Annotated in this window: 14 protein-coding genes; 6 read left to right on the top strand and 8 right to left on the bottom strand. The window is 68.8% G+C overall.

The window, feature by feature from the left end; genetic code table 11:
• Positions 1–226: 226 nt before the first annotated feature.
• The gene (locus QO011_RS21840; protein ID WP_307276348.1) at positions 227–1,129 is read left to right on the top strand and encodes a pseudouridine-5'-phosphate glycosidase; all 903 of its coding nucleotides are present in this window, start codon (positions 227–229) and stop codon (positions 1,127–1,129) included.
• An 88-nt stretch (positions 1,130–1,217) separates the two neighbouring features.
• On the opposite strand, the gene QO011_RS21835 is transcribed toward QO011_RS21840, so the two are convergent.
• Positions 1,218–2,450: a coiled-coil domain-containing protein gene (locus tag QO011_RS21835; RefSeq protein WP_307276346.1), complete on the bottom strand. Its 1,233-nt coding sequence runs from the start codon at positions 2,448–2,450 to the stop codon at positions 1,218–1,220.
• A 137-nt stretch (positions 2,451–2,587) separates the two neighbouring features.
• Positions 2,588–3,172 (bottom strand): DUF1134 domain-containing protein, encoded by a 585-nt coding sequence (locus tag QO011_RS21830; protein WP_307276343.1) that lies wholly within the window; start codon positions 3,170–3,172, stop codon positions 2,588–2,590.
• A gap of 203 nt (positions 3,173–3,375) precedes the next feature.
• Between QO011_RS21830 and QO011_RS21825 the strand changes: the two genes are divergently transcribed.
• The gene (locus QO011_RS21825) at positions 3,376–3,903 is read left to right on the top strand and encodes a YHS domain-containing (seleno)protein (RefSeq protein ID WP_307276340.1); all 528 of its coding nucleotides are present in this window, start codon (positions 3,376–3,378) and stop codon (positions 3,901–3,903) included.
• A gap of 79 nt (positions 3,904–3,982) precedes the next feature.
• Here the strand turns inward: QO011_RS21825 and cysQ are convergent, their stop codons facing one another.
• From cysQ to QO011_RS21800, 5 genes are all read right to left on the bottom strand, one after another.
• Entirely contained in the window at positions 3,983–4,750 is a 768-nt protein-coding gene (gene cysQ, locus QO011_RS21820; RefSeq protein ID WP_307276337.1) for a 3'(2'),5'-bisphosphate nucleotidase CysQ, read from the bottom strand.
• A 111-nt stretch (positions 4,751–4,861) separates the two neighbouring features.
• Positions 4,862–5,383 carry a pentapeptide repeat-containing protein gene (locus QO011_RS21815; protein ID WP_307276334.1) on the bottom strand — a complete coding sequence of 174 codons (522 nt, stop codon included), beginning with the start codon at positions 5,381–5,383 and terminating at the stop codon, positions 4,862–4,864.
• Between the two features lie 232 nt (positions 5,384–5,615).
• The gene (ubiA, locus tag QO011_RS21810; RefSeq protein WP_307276331.1) at positions 5,616–6,530 is read right to left on the bottom strand and encodes a 4-hydroxybenzoate octaprenyltransferase; all 915 of its coding nucleotides are present in this window, start codon (positions 6,528–6,530) and stop codon (positions 5,616–5,618) included.
• A 401-nt stretch (positions 6,531–6,931) separates the two neighbouring features.
• Positions 6,932–7,222 carry a hypothetical protein gene (locus tag QO011_RS21805; RefSeq protein WP_307276329.1) on the bottom strand — a complete coding sequence of 97 codons (291 nt, stop codon included), beginning with the start codon at positions 7,220–7,222 and terminating at the stop codon, positions 6,932–6,934.
• Positions 7,223–7,292: 70 nt separating this feature from the next.
• Positions 7,293–7,931: a TetR/AcrR family transcriptional regulator gene (locus QO011_RS21800; RefSeq protein WP_307276327.1), complete on the bottom strand. Its 639-nt coding sequence runs from the start codon at positions 7,929–7,931 to the stop codon at positions 7,293–7,295.
• A gap of 77 nt (positions 7,932–8,008) precedes the next feature.
• On the opposite strand from QO011_RS21800, the gene QO011_RS21795 reads away from it, so the two are divergent.
• Positions 8,009–8,629: an NAD(P)H-dependent oxidoreductase gene (locus tag QO011_RS21795; RefSeq protein ID WP_307276324.1), complete on the top strand. Its 621-nt coding sequence runs from the start codon at positions 8,009–8,011 to the stop codon at positions 8,627–8,629.
• A gap of 30 nt (positions 8,630–8,659) precedes the next feature.
• Here the strand turns inward: QO011_RS21795 and QO011_RS21790 are convergent, their stop codons facing one another.
• The gene (locus tag QO011_RS21790; RefSeq protein WP_307276322.1) at positions 8,660–9,136 is read right to left on the bottom strand and encodes a YbaK/EbsC family protein; all 477 of its coding nucleotides are present in this window, start codon (positions 9,134–9,136) and stop codon (positions 8,660–8,662) included.
• Between the two features lie 245 nt (positions 9,137–9,381).
• On the opposite strand from QO011_RS21790, the gene chpT reads away from it, so the two are divergent.
• The 3 genes from chpT to QO011_RS21775 all read left to right on the top strand — a co-directional run bounded on the left by chpT (position 9,382) and on the right by QO011_RS21775 (position 13,320).
• Positions 9,382–10,038: a histidine phosphotransferase ChpT gene (gene chpT / locus QO011_RS21785; protein WP_307276320.1), complete on the top strand. Its 657-nt coding sequence runs from the start codon at positions 9,382–9,384 to the stop codon at positions 10,036–10,038.
• A gap of 133 nt (positions 10,039–10,171) precedes the next feature.
• Complete coding sequence (locus tag QO011_RS21780; protein ID WP_307276317.1) at positions 10,172–12,826, top strand: hybrid sensor histidine kinase/response regulator; 2,655 nt, start codon at positions 10,172–10,174, stop codon at positions 12,824–12,826.
• Positions 12,823–13,320: a chemotaxis protein CheW gene (locus QO011_RS21775; protein ID WP_307276315.1), complete on the top strand. Its 498-nt coding sequence runs from the start codon at positions 12,823–12,825 to the stop codon at positions 13,318–13,320. Before QO011_RS21780 ends, QO011_RS21775 begins: the two co-directional genes overlap by 4 nt.
• Positions 13,321–13,324 lie beyond the last annotated feature (4 nt).

Raw genomic sequence — 13,324 nt, 5'->3', positions numbered from 1 at the left:
AATATGGCGCAGCTTCGCATTCGCTCAACTTTCTCACAAGCGTTGCAGACCTGCCGCAGGTTGCGGCCGGACCGCGCTGGCCGGCCATGCGGACCGGCGCGTCGCATCGGACGCGTCGGATAGACCCGACGCATCGGATCGGGGAAGACAAGCCGGCGCTGCGCCGCTATTGCATCCGGCAAAGCCGCTTCCGCCCGACGCGGCGCGCAACAATCCGGAAAGACGCATGAGCCTCATCGTCCATTCGCCGGCGGTCGCGGCGGCCCTCGCAGCGGGCCGGCCGGTGGTCGCGCTGGAATCGACCATCATCACCCACGGCATGCCCTGGCCGCGGAACGTGGAGACGGCGCGCCGCGTCGAGCGCGCCGTGCGCGAAGAAGGCGCGGAGCCGGCGACCATCGTCGTGCTCGACGGCGTCATCCATGCCGGCGTCGAGGACGCCACGCTCGAGGCCGTCGGGCGCGCCGGCGGCTTCCTCAAGCTCAGCCGGGCGGATCTCGGCTATGCCCTCGCCTCCGGCAGGAACGGCTCGACCACGGTCGCCGCCACGATGATCGCGGCCGAGCGCGCCGGCATCGCCGTCTTCGCCACCGGCGGCATCGGCGGCGTGCATCGCGGCGCCGAGCGCACCTACGACGTCTCCGCCGACCTGCAGGAGCTGGCGCGCACCGCGGTCTGCGTGGTCTGCGCCGGCGCCAAGGCCATTCTCGACCTGCCCAAGACGCTGGAGACCCTGGAAACGCTGGGTGTGCCGGTGGTCGGCTACGGCACGGACGAATTCCCGGCCTTCTGGAGCCGCAGCAGCGGCCTCGCCGCGCCGATCCGCCTCGACACGCCCGGCGAGATCGCAGCCCTGATCCGGGCGCGGCGCGAGCTCCGGCTCGACGGCGGCGTGCTCGTCGGCAATCCCATCCCGCCCGCCGACGAGATTGCTGCCGCCGAGATCAATCCGGCGATCGACGGGGCGATCGCGCAGGCCGACGCGCTCGGGGTCACTGGCAAGGCGCTGACGCCCTTCCTGCTGTCGCGCATGCTCGAGCTCACCGAAGGCCGCAGCCTCGAGGCCAATGTCGCCCTGGTGGAGAACAATGCCCGCCTCGGAGCGCGGATCGCCATGGCGCTGGCCTGAGCAGCTTCTCGTGGCTCCAGCCACGAATGCTCAGACTGCCAAGTGCAAGCAGGTTCGGGAGACCCTGCTTGGGCCCGCTGACGGTCTCTCAGACCGGCGGCGCATCGCTGGGCACCGGCGCTTTCGCCAGGAGCCCGCGCAGGCGGTCGTCGAGATCGTCATTGGCTGCCGCGAGGCCGGCGGCCGCCAGCGGGACGCCTTCGCCCCGTCCCGTCTCCCGGGCGATCTCGGCGGCGAGGCGGGCGAGCTCGACCCGCAGCACCTGGTTCTCGTGCTCGATCGCCTGCCAGCCGTCGCGGGCCTCGCGCCTGAGCTCGGCCGCCTCCGTCTTGAGGCGCGCCTGCTCGGCCCGCGCCTCCTCCAGCCGTGCCTCCAGCGACCGACGGTCGGTGCGCAGCCTCTCGGTGCCGCGCGCCAGGTCCGCCGCCGTGCGCTGCGCCTCCGCCTTCAGGTGGGCGATCTCGCCGGTGAACTCGGCCTCCCGGCCGGCGACGAAGGCGAGCTTCCCGTCGCGCTCGGCCAGCGCCGCGTCGCGGCGACGCAGATCCTCGGTCGTGGCGGCGAGCCGGGTCTCCAGCGCCGCCAGCGCCGTCTCGGCATGCCCGGCCTCGGCCGTCTTCTCGGCAAGGTGCTGCTCGAGCCGGGCGAGGCGTCCGCCCAGCGAGGCGGCCGAGGCCTCCTTGCTGGCGAGCTCGGCGGCCTGCAGCGCCAGGCGGCTCTCGCGCTCGACACCGGCTTCGGTGAGCGCGGCGACCTCGCGCCGGCCCTGCGCCAGATCGTCCTCCGCGGTGCCGAGCTTGGTCCGCAGGGCGATGATCTCGACATGCAGGCCGTCGACCTCCATGCGGGCGAGGTCGAGGTCGCGCCTCAGGCCGTCGGTGGTCTGATCGCCGGCCGCGGCGGCGACATGGGCGGCGGCGAGCTCGGTGCGCAGCGCGTCGATCTCGCCCTGGCGCTCCGACAGCTCGGCCTGGGCGCCGGCGGCCGCGCCTTCCAGCGCGCGCAACCGCTCGAGCTTGGCTTCCCCGTCCGCCGTCAGGCGCCGGATGATCTCGCTCTGGCGGCCGTTATCGGCCATCACGGCATGGCGGCGCTCGCGCTCGGCCTCGAACCGGGCCTCGATCCGGCGCTGCTCGATCGCCGCTTCGGCCCGCACCTGGTCGCGCCCGGCCCGCACCTCCGCCATCGAGATCGGGATGGCGGTCTCGAGCTGGCGCCTGGTCAGGCGCAGCGCCCGCGCCCATACCGCCGGCAGCGCCGCGAAGGCGACGAGCCCTGCGACCAGGCAGCCGAGCGCGAAGAAGATGGCGTAGTCCAGCAAGGGGCGATCAGAGCTCCAGCGTCGCCTGCCCTCTATATGGCACGCGCGACACGCCCCTCAAAGGGATGTCGCACGCTCCGCGCCGCACCTGCGGCGTAAAATCAACGATTTGGTAACCAAGCGCCGACCCGGCCGCCTCACAGCGGATTCCAGGTCGCCTGCGAGGTGAACTTGAGATAGCCGAGATTGACGCCGAGCCGGGCGCCGACGCCCGTCTTGATCGGCACGACCACCATGTCGTCCCACATCAGCGCGGTCATGCCGACGCCGCCGACCACATAGGCCGAGCCGGCCAGCCCGGCGAAGCGGGCATAGATCGCGTCCCTGCGCGGCATGTTGTAGACCAGCATCATGGTGCGCGCGCCGTCGCCGCCGAAGTCCCAGCCGAGGGAGGGACCTTGCCAATAGACCTTCTGGTCACCGGCATTGCGGGTGAACATGGTGCCCTCGCCGTAGCGCAGGCCGGCGAAGAAGGCGCCGGAGCCCTCCTCGCCCAGGATGTAGCCGTTGGGCTCGCCCCAGCGGCTCACCGCCTGCTGGATCGCCATGGCGAGGTCGCGGGACATGTTGCCGAAGAAGCGGTGACCGGAGGCGACCAGCTCGCTCGACGAGATCTTCTCGGGCCGTTCGTTGACGTCCGAGGCCAGTGCGGCCCCGGTCTGCGACGCGCCGAGCAGCACGGCGGCGACGGCAAAGACGATGGCGCGGAACTTTGGCGTCATGGATGAAACCCTTCTTTCCGTTGGTCTTTCCAGATGCGTGCGGGCTCCTCGCTGCTGTTCCGACGCGATCCCTGCAATTTTAGACAATTTTCTAACCCGACTTTTCGCCCATGCAGGTTAACGAAACACCACACGAGCCTGGGCCGCGGCAACGGCTCCTTCACCAAACGATTGATCCCGCCGATTTGTACGGAACTAAGGCCTTGACCGATTTTCGCTTCCGTCTCGCACGCCGCATCGTCCCGACGCTCGCGGCGCTGGCCCTCGGCCTCGGCGGGCTTGCCGGCGCGTCGGCCGGGACATTGCAGCTCGACGGCATCGCCCTCGGCGAGGTCGGGCTCACCGAGCGCATCGTCACGGACAGGATCTCCGGCGTGGCGATCGGCGGCTATGATCCGGTGGCCTATTTCGCCGCCGGCCGCCCCGTCGCCGGCTCGGCCGACTTCCAGCTCGTCTGGAACGGTGCCGCCTGGCGCTTCGCCAACGAGGGCAACATGGCGGCCTTCGCCGCCGATCCCGGCGTCTTCGCCCCGGCCTTCGGCGGCTACGACGCCGGCGCGGTCGGCCGGGGCGTGGCCGCGGCCGGCGATCCCCGCGTCTTCGCCATTGCCGGCGAGCGGCTCTATCTCTTTCGCGACGGCGCCAGCCGGGACGATTTCCTCACCTCGCCGCGACGGGCCGCCACAGCCGAAGCCGCCTGGCCGGCGCTCGAGGCCGGCCTGATGCGCTGATCCCGCCAAGGATCGAGCCCCGCGCCGCGCTCCGTCATCGCGCCCACTCGGCACCGGTCGGAGGCCGGAGCCGAGGGCATCAATTGAGCGGCGAGCGCCCCCAGGCGACGAAGGCCCCGTTGCGGAACCCGGTCTCGCCCCGCCGGTAGGGGAAGGGCGAGCCGTCCGGCGCCACCACCGTGCCGCCGGCCGCGGCCAGCACGGCATGGCCGGCCGCCACGTCCCACTCCATGGTCGGGCCGAAGCGCGGATAGACGTCCGCCTCGCCCTCGGCCACCCGGCAGAACTTCAGCGACGACCCGGCCTCGCGCCGCTCGGCAATGGGAAAGGCGGCGAGGAACGCCTCGCTCCCGGGGTCGGGATGGGAGCGGCTGCACAGCGCCGTCAGCCCCTGCGCCGGATAGGGCCGGGTGCGCAGCCGCGTCTCCACGCCCTCGGCGCTGCGCCAGGCACGGGTGCCGCCGGCATAGAGCACGCCCACCGCCGGCGCGTAGACGCAGCCGGCCACCGGCCGGCCCGCCTCGATGAGGGCGATGTTGACCGTGAACTCGCCATTGCGGCCGAGGAATTCCTTGGTGCCGTCCAGTGGATCGACCAGGACGTAGCGCTCGCCCAGATCAGGCACCTCGCCCCGGCACACGCTCTCCTCGGCGACGACGGGGACGTCGGGGAGCACCGTCTTCAGCCTCTCCAGGATCAGCGTCTCGGCGCGCTCGTCGGCCTGCGTCACCGGCGAGCGATCGTCCTTGAGCCGGACCTCGGCGCCTCCTTCATAGAAGCGCATGATCAGCTCTCCCGCTTCGAGTGCGATCAGCGAGAAGGCCTTGGCGAGGATATCGGGGGTCACGGCGAGGATCCGTTCGAGGGCTGGTCGGCACGACGCCGCAGCCCCGCATCGCGTTCACTACGGCCTGAGACGCAGCCTGTGCAAGGCCGGAAGAGGCCGGCCCGGCCAGCCCTACGCCGTCGATTCACCATAGGAGTTTCGCGTTCCCTTATAAAGCTCGACAATGTCTTCGAGCGGCACGCCGTCCAACGTGGCGCCCGTCAACCGACATTTGGAGAAGGCGACCCCGGACAGGTTGATGTTTTGAAACCGTGAGCCCGACAGATTGACGTCGTTCACGTACCATCCGCTCATATTGCTGTCGTTGAACCTGGCACCCGAAAAATTGATCTGGTTGAACGTCGATCCCGAGAGATTGGCGTCGTTGAACGTGGATCCTGACAAGTCCGTGTCGTTCACATCCAGTTTTTCCGTCGTTCTATGAAGCTTCATTTCCTCGCCGGCAATCGAGAAAACGAGGGGCTTGTCAGCCGCTTTCTGCCCGAGGGCGGCAGCAAGCTCATTCCAATCCTTCATGCCGAACTGTCTTGCGATCAGCTCGAGGCAGTCGCTGTGAGACAGCTCGACTTTGCGGGCACTGAGGGCTTGTCGCAGGGCCTTCGCCATGCTTTTGATACCAAGGGTGCTGAACATTCCAGTTCCTTTGAGCGCAGTCCAAGTGTCAGTGCTCGCGTTGCTGACCGACTGCCCAAAGCTGGAAGTCGAACCCAATCTCATATACGTGCATTCACCGGACCAAAATTGGCGCGAGCGGCAGGCTGCACAGGCCGACCCGAAGACTAAATCCCTTCTCGATATTGTCAATGCAACACGCGGGTCATTCCAACGATCGTCGGGCAAGACTTTCGCCACGGATTGGTTTCGCTCACCAGGTTCCTGCAAGGGCCGCGCCCGCCAGCAGCGCCCCGGTCAGGATATTCGCCAGGAACAGGCGGAAATTCACCTCCGGGCGGGCAAGGTCTATCCGCCGGGTCTGCCAGGCAAGGTGCGCGGCGATCACCACCATGCCCGCGGCGTAAGGCAGCGACATGCCGAGCAGCCAGCCCCCGAGCGACCACGCTCCGACCGTCAAGGCGTAGAACAGGCCGATGCAGCTCCTGCCGTGCCGGCCGAACAGGATTGCCGTCGATTTCAGGCCGAGTCGGGTATCGTCCTTCACGTCGACATAGGCATAGACGGTATCGTATCCGATCTGCCATGCGATGGCGCCGGCCCACATCAGCACGGCTCCGGTAGGGATATGCCCTGCAACCTCCGCCCACGCCATCAGCATCCCCCAATTGAAGGCGGCGCCGAGGACGGCCTGGGGCCAATGGGTGAAACGCTTGCAGAGCGGATAGACGAGCACGAGCGGCAGAACGCACATCGCGACCAGGCGCGTGGTGGGGGCGAGGAAAAGCAGGAGCCAAGCTGCCAGGGCAAGCTGAGCAGCCAGAAAGACCAGGGCCCGCCAAGGGCCGATCTGTCCGCTTGCCAAGGGTCGGAAGCGGGTCCGCTCGACGTGGCCGTCGAACTTTCGATCGGCGATGTCGTTGACCGTGGCACCGGCACTCCTCATCAGCAGAGCGCCCAGCGAGAAGACAGCCAGTTCCCGAAGGTCGGGAAAGCCGTGCGATGCCTGGACGAGCGCGGCCCAACAGGGAAAGAGCGTCAGCCACAGTCCCACCGGGCGATCCAGCCGGGCCAGACGTGTGTAGGGCCGCCATGCCGCCGGCAACCGGCGATCCACCCAATCGCCGGGATGAATGTCGCTGAGGTCCGGGCGGCTCAAAGTGGTCATCACGGCCTCCAAAATTCCGCGTCGCCAATGTCCCGACTGCTGCGACAGTCTTACCGCAGACTTTTGCGACATCGCGGATGGGAGCGGGTGCGACAAGAAGCGGCGGCCCGCAATCCTCCGATCCGTGCATCGACGCTTTGGGACTTGTTTGGCAATAAGTGCTTCTGACGCGACGCTAGCCGTTCCCCTCCCCCTTGCGGGGAGGGGCAAGGGGTGGGGGTCAATCAGGATAGGGCGCAACGCACGTCACAGAGTGCCCTTTGTCACCCGATCCGCCTCGTTCTGTACGACCCCCACCCTTTATCCCTCCCCGCAAGGGGGAGGGAAGACCGCAGCGTCGAGCTCTGCTCGTCGGACACTGCGTCTCGCCCCACAGCGAGCCGTGCTCGACCTCGATTCACTTATTCCCCGACGCTTCCTGAGGGAAAGAGCCATTCCCGCAGCCGTTCCGGCAGCAGGCCATACAAGCTCCGGGCCTCGATCTTCCGCATCGCGACGCGGCTCGCGCGCGCCTTCCAGGCGCGGACCTGGATCAGGATGGCGGCAAGAAGCACGGCGCCCCAGAACAGCGGCAGCCATGCGCGGCTCACCAGGCCCGTCCGGGCGTCCAGGGCGACCAGCCCGCCGAAGCCGACGAGGACGATCGCGAGGACCAGGACGGCCGGCAGTGGATCGTCGTTGCCCCTCCTCATGGTCGGCTCTCCCGGCGAATGCCTGCCGCCCCCTCATATCGAGTGCGGCAGCGGGCTCGGCAAGCCCGTTTCATCCGGCAGCGCCGCCTCGCCCCGCGCTCCTGCCGACCATCGCGACGATGGTTTCGAAAAGCTCGTCCTTTGCCTGCACGGCCGTGATCTCTCCGATTGCGGCGGCGTGAGACAGGGCGTCTGCCGCCCCCAGCATCGCCCACAGGCCGGCCGCGGTGATGGCATGCGCCCCGGCGAAGGGCGCGAGCACGCTCCGGCATTTCTCGATGAAGGCGAGCTGATAGGCGCGCTTGATCGTCTCGAGCTCCGGCGAACCGGCCAGGGCCGCGATGACGTCGGGGATCTCGCGGCCCTGGAGCAAGACGCAATCGACATAGGAGGATGCGATGACCCCCGCCCTGCCCGGCAAGGTCGGCTCGCTCTGCCGCAACGCCGCGTCCATCAGCGCGGTCTGGCGCGCGTCGAACGCCTGATACAGCACCGCCAGCAGCCCCGCCCGCGTGTCGAAATGGTCGTAGACGACCGGCTTTGCGATCCCGGCCCGCTCCGCCAGCCGTCCGAGCGTCAGGGCCTGCGTCCCCTCCTCGCGGATCAGGCGCCAGGCGACGTCCAGGAGCTGGCGTCGGCGCTCCTCCCGCGACAGGCGGCGGCGCGGGCGCGGACCGGATGTCGGATCGGGCGCTGGGTCGCTTGACATGCTTATATACCAAAGGTAACTTACGAAAAGTATATAAGATCCCTCAACCCCTTGCAATCGCATCTGGAGCGCCCCGCATGCACGCGCTGATCGTCGTCTCGCACCCCAAGTCCCGCTCGCTCAGCCATGCCGTGGCCGCCGCCGTCGCCGAGGGGGTGTCCGGCTCGAATCCCAGCCATTCCGTCGAGATCGCCGACCTCGCCGCCGAGGGCTTCGATCCCAGGTTCACCGCGGCCGATGTCGATCATCACCTGCGGCGGGCCTCCCTGCCCGCCGATGTCGCAGTGGAGCAGGCCCGGATCGAGCGCGCCGATGCGCTCGTCCTGGTCTACCCCGTCTACTGGTGGTCGATGCCGGGACTGCTCAAGGGCTGGATCGATCGCGTCTTCACCAATGGCTGGGCCTATGACGAGGCGGCCGACGGCAGGCTGGTGAAGAAGCTCGGCCGCCTGCGGGTGCATCTCGTCGCCATCGGCGGCGCCGACGACGGGACCTATGCGCGGCACGGCTATTTCGGCGCGATGAGGACGCAGATCGATCACGGGATCTTCGACTATTGCGGCGCGGGCGTGGCGACGTCCGAGTTCCTGCTGCCCTCGCAAGAGCAGACGCCGGACGCGCATCTCGGCACGGCCCGCGCCATCGGCCGCGATCTCTTCCGCGCCCCGGCCCGATACGGCACCGCCGACGTGGCATGACCCCTGGACGGCGGCCTCCCGGCGAGCCGGTCAGCCCTCCCGGCGCACGTCGCAGACCCGGCCGCCGGTCAGGGCCAGGAGATCGTCCGGCGTCAGGCGGAAGACGGCGTTCGGCGTGCCGGCCGCCGCCCAGATCGTCGTGAAGGCCGCAAGGTCGGCGTCGATCAGCGTCGCCGGCGGCTCGCTGTGGCCGACCGGCGGCACGCCGCCAATGGCAAAGCCGGTCTTCTCGCGCACGAAGTCGGCGTCGGCCCGGCCGATCGGCTCGCCGATCAGCGCCGCGACCTTCTTTTCGTCGACCCGGTTGACACCGCTCGCCACCACCAGCACCGGCGCACCGGAGGCGGCGCGAAACATCAGCGACTTGGCGATCTCGGCCACCGTGCAGCCGATGGCCGCCGCCGCGTCGGCCGCGGTGCGGGTGGTGTCGTCGAACTCGAGAACCTGGAAGGTCGGGCCCAGCACGCCCTGGATCTTGAGGGCGCTCGGCGCGGTCGCGGGTCTCATGGCGTCCTCCAGGCTAAGCAGAGTTTTCGTGTCCGCCCTGTGGGCGGAGCTCGGAAATTCTGCTTGGGGCTCCCAGGAATAGGCGAGCCCTTCCGGCCGGGCAACCGCGGGCCTTCACATGTCAGCCGGTGCGGGCTATCAGGGGCATCGGGCAGGGCCGGGAGGGATGATTCTGACCGCCGAACGGTCGGATTCGCCCTGGCGGCCTCTGTTCTGCCTCGCACCTCTTCGCTCGGGATGCCCAGATGACGGCCGGATTTCAGCTCGATGCCCTCGATCTCGCGGCGCTCCTGTGCTCGCGCGTCTGCCACGACGTGATCAATCCGGTCGGCGCCATCGTCAACGGGCTCGAGGTGCTGGAGGACGAGAACGATCCTTCGATGAAGAGCTTCGCGCTCGACCTCATCAAGAAGAGCTCGCGCAACGCCTCGGCCCGCCTGCAGTTCGCCCGCATCGCTTTCGGCGCGGCCGGCTCGGCCGGGGCTTCCATCGACCTCGGCGATGCCGAGAACGTGGCGCGCGGCTTCATCCATGACGAGAAGGTGGCGCTGACATGGGAAGCGCCGCGCCTCCTGATGCCCAAGAACAAGGTCAAGCTGCTCCTCAACCTCCTGGTGGTGTCGACCTCGACCATCCCGCGCGGGGGCTCGGTCAACGCCGTCGTCGCCGGCGATGCCGACACCGCCCGCTTCGAGATCGTCGCCACCGGCAACCATTCGCGCATCCCGCACGGCCTGATCGCCCTGCTGGCGGGCGAGCCGGAAGGCGGCACGCTCGACAGCCATGCCATCCAGCCCTACTACACCGGCCTCGTCGCCCGCGCCGCGGGCATGAGCGTCGGCGTCGAGTCGATCGAGGGCGGCGTGAAGATCCTCGCCGCGCCTCAGACCGCCGCCCCCTGAGCCGCCGCGGCCGCCTTCCCGCATTTCTTCGGCGCGCCCTCTTTCCGCAAGGGCGCGCTAAGACATCCTCAATCCTTTCTCGCGATTCTGCCCGCCGAGTTGTGGCGTCCTCGTACGCCGTCGGGATGGGGCGATGGACGATCTTCTCAAGGAATTCCTGACCGAGACCAACGAGAGCCTCGACGTCGTCGACGTGGAGCTGGTGAAGTTCGAGGCCGACCCGAACAACACCAAGGTCCTCGACAACATCTTCCGCCTCGTCCACACCATCAAGGGCACCTGCGGCTTCCTCGGGCTGCCGCGGCTCGAGGCGCTCGCCCATGCGGCCGAGACGCTGATGGGCAAGTTCCGCGACGGCAGCACGGTGACCGGGAGCGCTGTCACCCTGGTGCTCTCCACCATCGACCGGATCAAGGAGATCCTGGCCGAGCTGGAGCAGAGCGAGAACGAGCCGACGGGCGACGACGGCGACCTGATCGCCGATCTGGAAAAGATGTCGCTGGCCGCGGCGCCCGCCAAGGCCCGGGAGCTGCCGACGGGAACGCTGGCGCCCCAGCGGCTCGAGCGGCCGCTGCGGGTGGGCGAAGTGTCGCTCGACGAGCTCGAGCGCGCTTTCCGCGAGACCGAGGTGGAGCTGCTGCCGGCGGTCGAAGCGCCGAAGCCGGAGGCGCGCCCGGCCCGCAAGGGCGCCGGCCCGTCCCAGGAGAAGGAGCGCGAGGAGGAGAAGCTCGAAGGCAGCCTCGCCAACCACTCGATCCGCGTCAACGTCGACACGCTCGAGGCGCTGATGACCATGGTCTCGGAGCTCGTGCTGACGCGCAACCAGCTGCTCGAGATCGTGCGCCGCCACGAGGAGAGCGAGTTCAAGGTGCCGCTGCAGCGCCTGTCCAACGTCACGGCCGAGCTGCAGGAAGGCGTGATGAAGACGCGCATGCAGCCCATCGGCAATGCCTGGCAGAAGCTGCCCCGCATCGTCCGCGACCTCGCCAACGAGCTCGGCAAGCAGATCGAGCTGGAGATGCACGGCGCCGACACCGAGCTCGACCGCCAGGTGCTCGACCTGATCAAGGACCCGCTCACCCATATGGTGCGCAACTCCGCCGACCACGGGCTGGAGGCGCCGGAGGAGCGCAAGAGCCGCGGTAAGCCCGCCAAGGGCACGATCCGCCTCTCCGCCTACCACGAGGGCGGCTACATCATCATCGAGATCGCCGACGACGGGCGCGGCCTCAGCGTCGACAGGATCCGCCGCAAGGCGGCGGAGCAGGGCCTGGCCTCCGAGGCCGAGCTGGAGAAGATGACGGACGTCCAGGTCCAGAAGTTCATCTTCGCCGCCGGCTTCTCCACGGCGCAGGCCGTCACCAACGTCTCCGGCCGCGGCGTCGGCATGGACGTGGTGCGCACCAACATCGACGCGATCGGCGGCACCATCGACCTCCGGTCGATGCCCGGCGCAGGCACCACCTTCGCCATCAAGATCCCGCTGACGCTGGCCATCGTCTCGGCCCTGATCGTCGAATGCGCCGACAACCGCTTCGCCATCCCGCAATTGTCGGTGGTCGAGCTCGTGCGCGCCCAGTCGAACGCCGAGCACCGCATCGAGCACATCAACGACACGCCGGTGCTGCGCCTGCGCAACAAGCTCCTGCCGCTGGTGCATCTGCGCAAGCTCCTGCGCATGGACGCGGGCTCCGCCGGCCGCGCCGAGGCGGACAGCGCCTTCATCGTGGTGACGCAGGTCGGCAGCCAGAGCTTCGGCATCGTGGTCGACGGCGTCTTCCACACCGAGGAGATCGTGGTGAAGCCGATGAGCACCAAGCTCCGCAACATCCCGATGTTCTCCGGCAACACCATCCTGGGCGACGGCTTGGTGATCATGATCATCGACCCCAACGGCATCGTCTCGGCGGTCGGCTCGGGCGTCGCCAGCCTGCAGGAGGCGCAGGGCGAGGCCGAGACGCGGCGCGTCCACGAGGAGAAGCTGACCTCGATGCTGATCTTCCGCGCCGGCGGCCAGGAGCCCAAGGCGGTGCCGCTGTCGCTGGTCACCCGCCTGGAGGAGATCGAGGCTGCCAAGATCGAGATCTCGAACGGGCGCCACCTCACCCAGTATCGCGGCATGCTGATGCCGCTGGTGCCGGTCAACGACCAGGTGCGCGTCAGCGCCGAGGGCACGCAGCCCCTGCTGGTCTTCGCCGACTCGGGGCGGGCCATGGGCCTGGTGGTCGACGAGATCGTCGACATCGTCGAGGACATGCTCGACATCCAGGTGCAGAGCCACATTCCCGGCATCCTCGGCTCGGCGGTGATCAAGGGCCAGGCGACCGAGGTCATCGATGTCGGCCATTTCCTGCCGCTGGCGTTCGAGGACTGGTTTCGCCGCAAGGAGATGAGCGCCGACGCGCTGACCAGGCGGCTGCTCTTCGTCGACGACTCCCCCTTCTTCCGCAACATGCTGACCCCGGTGCTGAAGGCGGCCGGCTATCAGGTGGTTGCCGTCGGCGATGCCCAGGAGGCGCTGGCGCTGATCAAGGCCGACCATGGCTTCCAGGTCGTCGTCTCCGACATCGAGATGCCCGACATGAACGGCTTCGAGTTCGCCGAGGCGCTGCGGGCCGACCCGCGCACGGCCTCGCTGCCGATCATTGCCCTGTCCTCGATCACCACGCCGGCTGCGATCGAGCGCGGGCGGCAGGCGGGCTTCCACGATTATGTCGCCAAGTTCGACCGCCAGGGCCTGATCGCCGCCCTGCGGGAGACCGCCGTCGAGTACGGAGCCGCCGCATGACGATCGCCAACGACAACAGCCTGGCGCTGAAGGCCACCGATTCGCAGGCGGGCGACGCCGCCGAATATGTCACGGTCGTCATCGGCAGCCAGCTCTTCGGCCTGCCGATCCACCGGGTGCAGGACGTGTTCATGCTGGACCGCCTGACGCGGGTGCCGCTGTCGCCGCCCGAGATCGCGGGCGTGCTCAACCTGCGCGGGCGCATCGTCACCGCCGTCGACATGCGCTGCCGGCTCGGCCTGCCGGCCATGGAGGGCCGCAAGGGCACGATGGCGGTGGGCACCGAGTCGCGCGGCGAGAGCTACGGCCTGATCATCGACCAGGTCGGCGAGGTGATGAAGCTCCCGCACGCCTCGCGGGAGGCCAACCCGGTCAATCTCGATCCGCGCTGGGCCCGCGTCTCGGGGGGCGTCCACCGCCTCGACGGGCAGCTGATGGTCGTCCTGGACGTCGACCGCGTGCTTGAACTGACCAGCGACGCGCTGGCCGCCTGATCGG

Source organism: Labrys wisconsinensis (genome assembly GCF_030814995.1).
GTDB lineage: Bacteria > Pseudomonadota > Alphaproteobacteria > Rhizobiales > Labraceae > Labrys > Labrys wisconsinensis.
This window is presented reverse-complemented; position numbering and strand designations above follow the sequence as displayed.

Excerpts from the sequence above, each read along its gene's own strand:
- QO011_RS21790 (WP_307276322.1), bottom strand. The coding sequence starts at position 9,136 with ATGAGACCCGCGACCGCGCCGAGCGCCCTCAAGATCCAGGGCGTGCTG.
- QO011_RS21805 (WP_307276329.1), bottom strand. The coding sequence starts at position 7,222 with ATGAGGAGGGGCAACGACGATCCACTGCCGGCCGTCCTGGTCCTCGCG.
- QO011_RS21795 (WP_307276324.1), top strand. The coding sequence starts at position 8,009 with ATGCACGCGCTGATCGTCGTCTCGCACCCCAAGTCCCGCTCGCTCAGC.
- chpT (WP_307276320.1), top strand. The coding sequence starts at position 9,382 with ATGACGGCCGGATTTCAGCTCGATGCCCTCGATCTCGCGGCGCTCCTG.
- QO011_RS21815 (WP_307276334.1), bottom strand. The coding sequence starts at position 5,383 with ATGTTCAGCACCCTTGGTATCAAAAGCATGGCGAAGGCCCTGCGACAA.
- QO011_RS21780 (WP_307276317.1), top strand. The coding sequence starts at position 10,172 with ATGGACGATCTTCTCAAGGAATTCCTGACCGAGACCAACGAGAGCCTC.
- QO011_RS21775 (WP_307276315.1), top strand. The coding sequence starts at position 12,823 with ATGACGATCGCCAACGACAACAGCCTGGCGCTGAAGGCCACCGATTCG.
- ubiA (WP_307276331.1), bottom strand. The coding sequence starts at position 6,530 with ATGACCACTTTGAGCCGCCCGGACCTCAGCGACATTCATCCCGGCGAT.
- QO011_RS21830 (WP_307276343.1), bottom strand. The coding sequence starts at position 3,172 with ATGACGCCAAAGTTCCGCGCCATCGTCTTTGCCGTCGCCGCCGTGCTG.
- QO011_RS21800 (WP_307276327.1), bottom strand. The coding sequence starts at position 7,931 with ATGTCAAGCGACCCAGCGCCCGATCCGACATCCGGTCCGCGCCCGCGC.
- QO011_RS21840 (WP_307276348.1), top strand. The coding sequence starts at position 227 with ATGAGCCTCATCGTCCATTCGCCGGCGGTCGCGGCGGCCCTCGCAGCG.